Origin of the sequence: Nocardioides pelophilus (genome assembly GCF_014180685.1) — a bacterium.
GTDB classification, from domain to species: Bacteria; Actinomycetota; Actinomycetes; order Propionibacteriales; family Nocardioidaceae; genus Nocardioides; species Nocardioides pelophilus.
Window position 1 is genome coordinate 1 of the sequence record NZ_JACEHF010000186.1, and the last position, 7,624, is coordinate 7,624.

Below are 7,624 nucleotides of genomic sequence, written 5' to 3' on the forward strand. Positions count from 1 at the left end.
GTCGTCGAGACCTGCATCGAGGCGTCGGCCCTCATCCGTGAGGTCGCGCGCCCCGACGTGCTGGTCGTGGCGGCGCTGCTCCACGACATCGGCAAGGGCGGCACCACCGAGCACAGCGCGGCCGGCGAGCCGCTCGCCCGGGCGATCGCGACCCGGATGGGCTTCGAGCCCGAGGCGGTCGACCTGATCGCGCGGCTGGTGCGGTGGCACCTGCTCCTTGCCACCACCGCGACCACCCGCGACCCCGACGACCCCGCCACGGTCGAGCTGCTCACCGAGCACGTCGACAGCCCGGAGCTCCTGGCTCTCCTGACCGCGTTGACCGAGGCCGACGCGAAGGCGACGTCCGGCAAGGCGTGGTCGACCTGGCGCGCCGGCCTGATCCGCGACCTCTCGCGACGCGTGCGGGTCGCCCTCGAGCGGGGCAGTGCCCCGGCCGCGCTCGTCGTCGACGAGATCGAGATCCCGGCCGCCGCCCGCGCCGGGGCCATCGCGATCACCGTCGAACCGGTCGCCGACGGGTCGCGGGTGACCGCGGTGTCACCGGACCGGGTCGGTCTGCTCGCCGACTGCGCCGCCACGTTCGCGCTCCAACGGCTGCAGGTGCGCGCGGCGCGGATCTGGTCGCAGGGGGAGTACGGCGTCTCCGTGTGGGACGTCGCCGACGACCAGCTCGACGCCGGGCGGCTGCGGAGCGTGTTCGACGGCGTCGCGTCCCAGCGGGTCGATCCGGCCGCGCGGCTGGCCCCGCGGGCGAACGGGCACGACCTGGCGCCCACCGTCGACGTACGGCCCGAGGCCAGCGACCAGGCGACGGTCATCGAGGTGCGGGCGTCGGACCGGCTCGGTGTCGTCTACCTGGTCAGCGCGGTGCTGGCGGAGCTGGGCATCTCGGTCCGGTCGGCGCACATCTCGACGCTGGGACCGCAGGCCGTGGACGTGTTCTACCTCCAGGAGGCCAGCGGTGACGTCCTGTCGGAGCTGCGCGCCGCGGCCGCTGTCGCCGCGATCCGCGAGCGGCTCAGTCCTCCGTCGGACCCTTCGGGATAGACCCGCGCCTGATCAGGGCCCGCATGCCGACGTGGTCGATCTGGATCGCCCGGTCGTCGTCCTCGGGGCGGGGGATGATCTCGCCCTGGTTCTCCTTCGACTTCAGGTCCTGGTCCGCGCGAGCGCGGGCCGGGTCGAACACGTCGATGAAGCTGCCCATGCCGTCGGCGACGCCGCCTCCGCTCCCCGAGGGGTTGCGGAGCATCCGGTGCCCGGACCAGATCACGAGGAGGAGCAGCAGCACCCCCACGGCTCCGAACACGACGTACGTCATGCGGCCAGGGTATGCCTCTGGCGGCTGCGCAGACGCTTCGCCGATAGAGTTGGTGCTCGAAACCCTGCACGCCCCGTCCCTGAGGATCACTTTTGTTCGCCACGCTGTCCGACCGCCTTGCCGAGACGTTCAAGAACCTCCGGGGCAAGGGCCGGCTCTCCGAGGCCGACATCGACGCGACCGCTCGCGAGATCCGGATCGCCCTGCTCGAGGCCGACGTCGCGCTGCCGGTGGTCAAGGACTTCGTCGCCGCCGTCAAGGAGCGCGCTCGGGGCGAGGAGGTCAGCCAGGCGCTGAACCCCGCCCAGCAGGTCGTCAAGATCGTCAACGACGAGCTGGTCACGATCCTCGGCGGCGAGACCCGGCGCCTTCGCTACGCCAAGACGGGCCCGACCGTCATCATGCTCGCCGGCCTCCAGGGCGCCGGAAAGACCACGCTCGCGGCCAAGCTCGCGCTCTGGCTCAAGGAGCAGGGCAAGACCCCGTTGCTCGTCGCGTGCGACCTGCAGCGCCCCAACGCGGTCCAGCAGCTCCAGGTCAACGGCGACAAGGTCGGCGTACCCGTCTTCGCGCCCGAGGCCGGCAACGGCGTCGGCGACCCCGTCGGTGTCGCCCGTGCCTCGATCGAGGAGGCCAAGCGCAAGCTGCACGACGTGGTCATCGTCGACACCGCGGGCCGGCTCGGCGTCGACAGCGAGATGATGGGCCAGGCCGCCGCGATCCGCGATGCCGTCCAGCCCGACGAGGTGCTCTTCGTCGTCGACGCGATGATCGGTCAGGACGCGCTGACGACCGCTCAGGCGTTCCTCGACGGCGTCGGGTACGACGGTGTCGTCCTCACCAAGCTCGACGGCGACGCCCGCGGTGGTGCCGCGCTGTCGATCCGCCACGTCACCGGCAAGCCGGTCATGTTCGCGTCCTCCGGCGAGAAGATGACCGACTTCGACGTCTTCCACCCTGACCGGATGGCCTCGCGCATCCTCGACATGGGCGACGTCATGACCCTGATCGAGCAGGCCGAGAAGGTCTTCGACCAGGAGCAGGCGTTCAAGGCCGCGCAGAAGCTGAGCGGCCAGGGCGGCGACTTCACGCTCGACGACTTCCTCGAGCAGATGCAGCAGATCAAGAAGCTCGGATCGATGACCAAGATCCTCAAGATGCTGCCCGGCGCCGGTCAGATCCGCGAGCAGCTCGAGAACTTCGACGATCGCGAGATCGACCGGGTCGAGGCGATCATCCGCTCGATGACCCCTGCCGAGCGCAACAACCCGAAGCTGATCGACGGCTCCCGCCGGGCCCGGATCGCGAAGGGCTCCGGCCGCACCGTCGCCGACGTCAACGGTCTCGTCGACCGGTTCTTCGAGGCGCGGAAGATGATGATGCAGATGGCCAAGGGCGGCGGGTTCGCCGGCGTCCCGGGGATGCCCGGCATGCCGGGGATGCCTGGCATGGGTGGTCCCGGCGGCGGCAAGCGCGCCAAGGCCAAGCAGGCCCAGAAGGCGAAGGCCAAGGGCGGCCAGCGGCGCTCGGGCAACCCGGCGAAGGCCGCGCAGGAGGCTGCGGCCGCCAAGGAGAAGGCAGCCCAGCAGGCCGCCAACCCGTTCGGGCTGCCCAAGGAGGACGTCGACTACGAGGCCGCCGCCGCGAACCTCGACCTCCCCAAGGACTTCTCCAAGTTCCTCAAGTAGGCCGTCGATGGCAACGGTCCTGATCGTCGACGCCGCGAACGTCGTGGGCTCCCGCCCCGACGGGTGGTGGAAGGACCGGGCCGGCGCGGCCCGGCGGCTGCACGAGCAGCTGCCCGTGGCCGACGTGCCACAGGAGCAGGTGGTCCTGGTGCTCGAGGGCGGCGCGAAGGGCGGCGTACGGCCGGGGCGCGACGCGCACGTGCGCACCGTGCACGCACCCAAGGACGGCGACGCGACCATCGTCGCCGAGGCCCGCGCCGCTGCCGGGCGTGGAGACCGGGTCACCGTCGTCACCGCGGACCGGGCGCTCGACGCCCGGGTGGCGGGCGCCGGCGCCGTCACGGTGAGTCCGACCTGGCTCCTCGACCTCCTGTAGCTGTCGGGCGTGGTGCGGGTTGACGGGACGCAGCCTGTGGCCGAGGCGAGAGGGAAAGATCCGGGCTAGCCCTGACTACTTGTGGGCCGCGGCGGCGCAGAGTGGACGCACTCCCGATGCCCCGCGAAAGGCCAGTTGCCATGTCCGAACGCCTACGCCACCTCGGTGGCCACCTCCGCCGCCACGGCATCGCCTACGCGGCTCTGACCGTCGCGTTCTCCTTCTCGCCCATGCCCAGCATGGCGGCCGACCTGGTGACCACCGGTGAGATCGCCAACGGCGCCGTGACCCAGCCCAAGCTGGCTGCCGACAGCGTCGTCGGAGGCAAGATCCTCAACGAGACGGTCACCGGCGTCGACATCAAGAACGGCGCGGTGGGCTCCGGTGACCTGACGGACGGCTCGGTGGCCGGCGTCGACGTCAAGAACGGCAGCATCGAGGCTGTTGACCTCTCTCCGACCGCGACGGGTGCGAGGGTGATCCGATACGACCTGGGCTCCTTCAACTTTGCGAGCGGTGACCTGTTGCGCAAGTTGCCAGGTGTCTGGGACGAAGCAACAGTCGCAAGGAGCTCGTGGTCAGTCACCATGAACGGCGACAGCGGATACGTGATCTCGTTGCCAGGGCACTTCTTCGACGGCGTTCGCCATGACTTCGTGGTCAACAAGCTCGGATCGGTGCTCATCACCGACAGCGGGCAGGCGGTGGACAGGGTCTTCACCGACATCTCCGTCTATCGGACGATCCCGACGTCGACCGTTACGGTTCCCGCGCCGTAGCGGACGGCCGCTCGCGGCCAGAAGCCCGTCGACCCGGCTCCAAGTTGGAGCCGGGTCGAGGGTGTTGCGACGTGAGTTTGAGCCGGGTGGGCGTTGGTAGGTTGCGGAGGGTGACGACCCCAGCACTTCGGTTCCACGGCCCGGTCCTTCCCGACGGCGAGGTGCGCGAGCTGTACGTCGTCGACGGGCTGGTCACCTACGAGCGCCAGGCAGGCGCCGAGACGGCAGCCGAGGGCTGGATCGTGCCCGGCCTGGTCGACGCCCACAACCACCTCGGCCTCGAGGACGGGGGAGCGGTCAGCGACGAGGAGACCGAGCGCCAGGCGATCGCCGACCGCGACACCGGTGTGCTGCTGCTGCGCGACTGCGGCTCGCCGGCCGACACCCGGTGGGTCCAGCAACGAGAGGACCTGCCGCGGCTGATCCGCGCCGGGAAGCACATCGCGCGCACCCGCCGCTACCTCCGCGACTACGGCGTCGAGGTCGAGCCGGACGACCTGGCCGACACCGTGGCCGAGCAGGCTGCTGCGGGCGACGGCTGGGTGAAGCTCGTGGGCGACTGGATCAGCCGCGACGCCGGCGACCTCGCTCCGTCGTTCACCGACGACTCGGTCGCGGCCGCGATCGGCGTTGCCCACGCCCTCGGGGCCCGGGTCACCGCGCACTGCTTCGGGACGGACTCGCTCGGGCCGCTGCTCGACGCCGGCATCGACTGCATCGAGCACGGCACCGGCCTCGAGGAGCGCCACATCGAGCAGATGGTCGCGGGCGGCGTCGCGCTCGTGCCGACGGTGCTGCAGACCGACAAGTTCCCGGAGTTCGCCGAGGCCGGTCGCGAGAAGTTCCCGTCGTACGCCGCGACCATGGAGCGGTTGCACGCGAGCCGCCGCGACGTCCTGATGGCGGCGTACGACGCCGGGGTCGACCTGTTCGTCGGGAGCGACGGTGGCGGCAGCACCCGCCACGGCTGCCTGCACGAGGAGATCGGGGCGATGGCCGCGATGGGCCTGCCCGCGTCGTACGTCCTCGGCGCGGCGTCGTGGCGCGCCCGGGCGTGGCTCGGCTGGAACCCGGGTCTGGACGAGGGTGACCCGGCCGACTTCGTGGTCTACCCGAGCAACCCGCTCGACGACCTCGCGGTGCTGGCGCGGCCGTCGTACGTCGTCCTCCGCGGCCACTCATTCAGTTGACGGATTTCGGCGCCGGTCGAGCCGGTGCGGGTATCAGGGCACGCCAGCGCGGCTCCTAGGGGTTGAGCGACACCTCGTCGCCTGACCCCCCAAGGAGACAGCCATGCCTGAATACCCCGACCAGCTCTCGCACCCCTCCGGCGCCGCGCTGACCCGCGACCCCGACCGGGTCCTGCTCTCGCCCCGGTCCGCACCGACGGCCGCGGGGCGGAACGACGTCCTCGCCTCGATCGGCCTGGTGGCCGAGGGCGAGGGTACGGCGGCGCCCGCCGACGCGGCGCCCGAGGAGAAGCAGCCCGTCAACTCCGGCCCGGACTTCGTGTTCGCCCGCGCCGCCGACGGTGCGGCGGTGGACATGTCCGCGGTCGAGGCCGCGTGCGAGTCCGGCTCCGTCGGCTGGTGCTCGCCGGTCTACACGGCCGACTTCGGCTCCGGCGAGGAGCAGCTCGCTCCTGCCGCCAACGCCGTCGTGCTCAACCACGCCGACGTCCAGAGTCCTGAGGACCTGGCCGCGGTCACGGCGCTCGGCCTGGTGCGCGACGAGGTGAGGTCCTCGCTCCTCGGCGAGCTGGACTACTTCGCCGTCGCCGACCCGGTCGCGACGCCGGCGTACGACCTGCAGGAGCGGATCGCCGACGCCCTCGGCCGCACCGTCGAGGTGCGGTTGGAGTGGGTGCCGATGCGGGTGCCGGTCGCCTACACGCCCAACGACCCGATGTACGCCGACCAGTGGAACCTGCGTCAGATCGGGGCGGGCGGATCCGGGACGACCGGCTGGGACCTGACGCAGGGCTCGAGCGCCGTCACGGTGGCGATCCTCGACGAGGGCGTCGAGCTCGGGCACCCGGACCTCGCCGGCGGCTTCCTCCACAACGGCATCAACCTCGGCACCATGTCGGGCACGGGTGCGCCGACCGGCAACCACGGCACGCCGTGCGCCGGCATCGTCGCCGCCCGCACCAACAACGGCGCCGGCGTCGCCGGGCTGGCCGGCGGATGCCGGCTGCTGCCGATCGCGTTCAGCACCTGGAGCGACATCGAGGTGGCCGCGGGCATCCGGTACGCGCGGCTCCAGGGCGCCCAGGTGATCTCGATGAGCTTCGGCTGGAACGCCTGGGACCACGCGGTGATCGACCCGGCGATCCAGGAGGCCTTCAACGCCGGGCTGGTGATGTGCGTGGCGACCCACAACCACAACACGCAGAACGGGATCACCTATCCCGCGACGAATCCGCTGGTCATCGCCGTCGGCGCCAGCGACCAGGCCGACAACCGCAAGTCGCCCAGCAGCCCGGACGGCGAGCAGTGGGGCGCCAACTACGGACCCGAGATCTCGGTCGTCGCGCCGGGCGTGCGGATCCCGAGCACCGACCGGCTCGGCGGCAACGGCTACACCAGCGGTGACTACACCGGCACCTTCAACGGTACGTCGGCGGCGACCCCGCACGTCGCCGCACTGGCGGCGCTGATCCTGTCGCGCAACTCCTCGCTCAGCAACGTCGACGTACGGCGGATCATCGAGACCACGGCCGCCAAGGTCGGGACGGTGCCGTACGCCAACGTCGCCGGTCACGCGAACGGCACCTGGAACGAGGAGATGGGCTACGGCCGGATCGACGTCCACGCCGCGATCCGGGCCGCCCGCAGGTTCACGAAGCGGATCCGGTTCGAGGACGACATCTACAAGCTGCGGATCAAGGAGGTCCTCCGCGACATCGACGTCAAGGACCGGTTCAAGGAGGTCTCGCTGGAGATCCCCGACATCTTCAAGCTGGTCGGTCGCGAGCAGGACGACGTGCTCGACCTGGGGGAGGAGGTCGTCTTCCCCGTGCGCGAGGGCGTCGACGGTCTCCAGGAGGTGCTTGAGCGGCTCGAGCGCATCGAACGGCGGGTCGGCAGCCTCGGCGCCCCGTTCGTGGGTGCGGAGGACCGGCCGGACGTCTCGGGCGAGGTCGTCGAAGCCGCGGTCACCGCGGCCAGGAACGGCGACGGCCAGCCGTGATCCTGGTCCTCGCGTCACAGCGGGACGCCGGGGCCGCGGCCCTGGCGGCGGGGTGGGCGGGCGCACGCCTGCTCACCCCGTCCGACCTGTCCCTCCCCGGTTGGGCGCTGCCGGCCGGACCGTCCGGGTGGACGAGCTCGGCCACCGGTCGCGGTGTCGCCGACGGGGAGCCGTTCGAGTCCGACGACGTCGTCCGCGTCGTGAGCCTGCTCAGCGCCGTCGACGCCGGCGATCTCACCTGGCTCGCCCCCGAGCACCGGGAGTA

Annotated in this window: 8 protein-coding genes; 7 read left to right on the plus strand and 1 reads right to left on the minus strand. The window is 71.4% G+C overall.

From position 1 onward, the window contains the following. A partial coding sequence (locus H0488_RS20275) for an HD domain-containing protein (RefSeq protein WP_183101039.1) occupies nucleotides 1-1,050 on the plus strand: 1,050 nt, incomplete at its 5' end. Here the strand turns inward: H0488_RS20275 and H0488_RS20280 are convergent. Continuing rightward, nucleotides 1,022-1,324 carry a hypothetical protein gene (locus tag H0488_RS20280; RefSeq protein ID WP_183101040.1) on the minus strand — a complete coding sequence of 101 codons (303 nt, stop codon included), beginning with the start codon at nucleotides 1,322-1,324 and terminating at the stop codon, nucleotides 1,022-1,024. The genes H0488_RS20275 and H0488_RS20280 overlap by 29 nt on opposite strands. A 92-nt stretch (nucleotides 1,325-1,416) precedes the next feature. On the opposite strand from H0488_RS20280, the gene ffh reads away from it, so the two are divergent. The 6 genes from ffh to H0488_RS20310 all read left to right on the plus strand — a co-directional run. After that, nucleotides 1,417-3,012 (plus strand): signal recognition particle protein, encoded by a 1,596-nt coding sequence (gene ffh, locus H0488_RS20285; RefSeq protein WP_183101041.1) that lies wholly within the window; start codon nucleotides 1,417-1,419, stop codon nucleotides 3,010-3,012. Between the two features lie 7 nt (nucleotides 3,013-3,019). Then, the gene (locus H0488_RS20290; RefSeq protein ID WP_183101042.1) at nucleotides 3,020-3,388 is read left to right on the plus strand and encodes an NYN domain-containing protein; all 369 of its coding nucleotides are present in this window, start codon (nucleotides 3,020-3,022) and stop codon (nucleotides 3,386-3,388) included. Nucleotides 3,389-3,528: 140 nt separating this feature from the next. After that, nucleotides 3,529-4,167 (plus strand): hypothetical protein, encoded by a 639-nt coding sequence (locus H0488_RS20295; RefSeq protein WP_183101043.1) that lies wholly within the window; start codon nucleotides 3,529-3,531, stop codon nucleotides 4,165-4,167. Between the two features lie 110 nt (nucleotides 4,168-4,277). Further along, nucleotides 4,278-5,357, plus strand: a complete 1,080-nt coding sequence (locus tag H0488_RS20300) for an amidohydrolase family protein (RefSeq protein WP_183101044.1) — start codon at nucleotides 4,278-4,280, stop codon at nucleotides 5,355-5,357. 103 nt (nucleotides 5,358-5,460) lie between these two features. After that, nucleotides 5,461-7,359 (plus strand): S8 family serine peptidase, encoded by a 1,899-nt coding sequence (locus tag H0488_RS20305; protein WP_183101045.1) that lies wholly within the window; start codon nucleotides 5,461-5,463, stop codon nucleotides 7,357-7,359. Further along, on the plus strand, nucleotides 7,356-7,624 hold a 269-nt coding region (locus tag H0488_RS20310), incomplete at its 3' end, for a hypothetical protein (protein WP_183101046.1). The genes H0488_RS20305 and H0488_RS20310, both read left to right, overlap by 4 nt.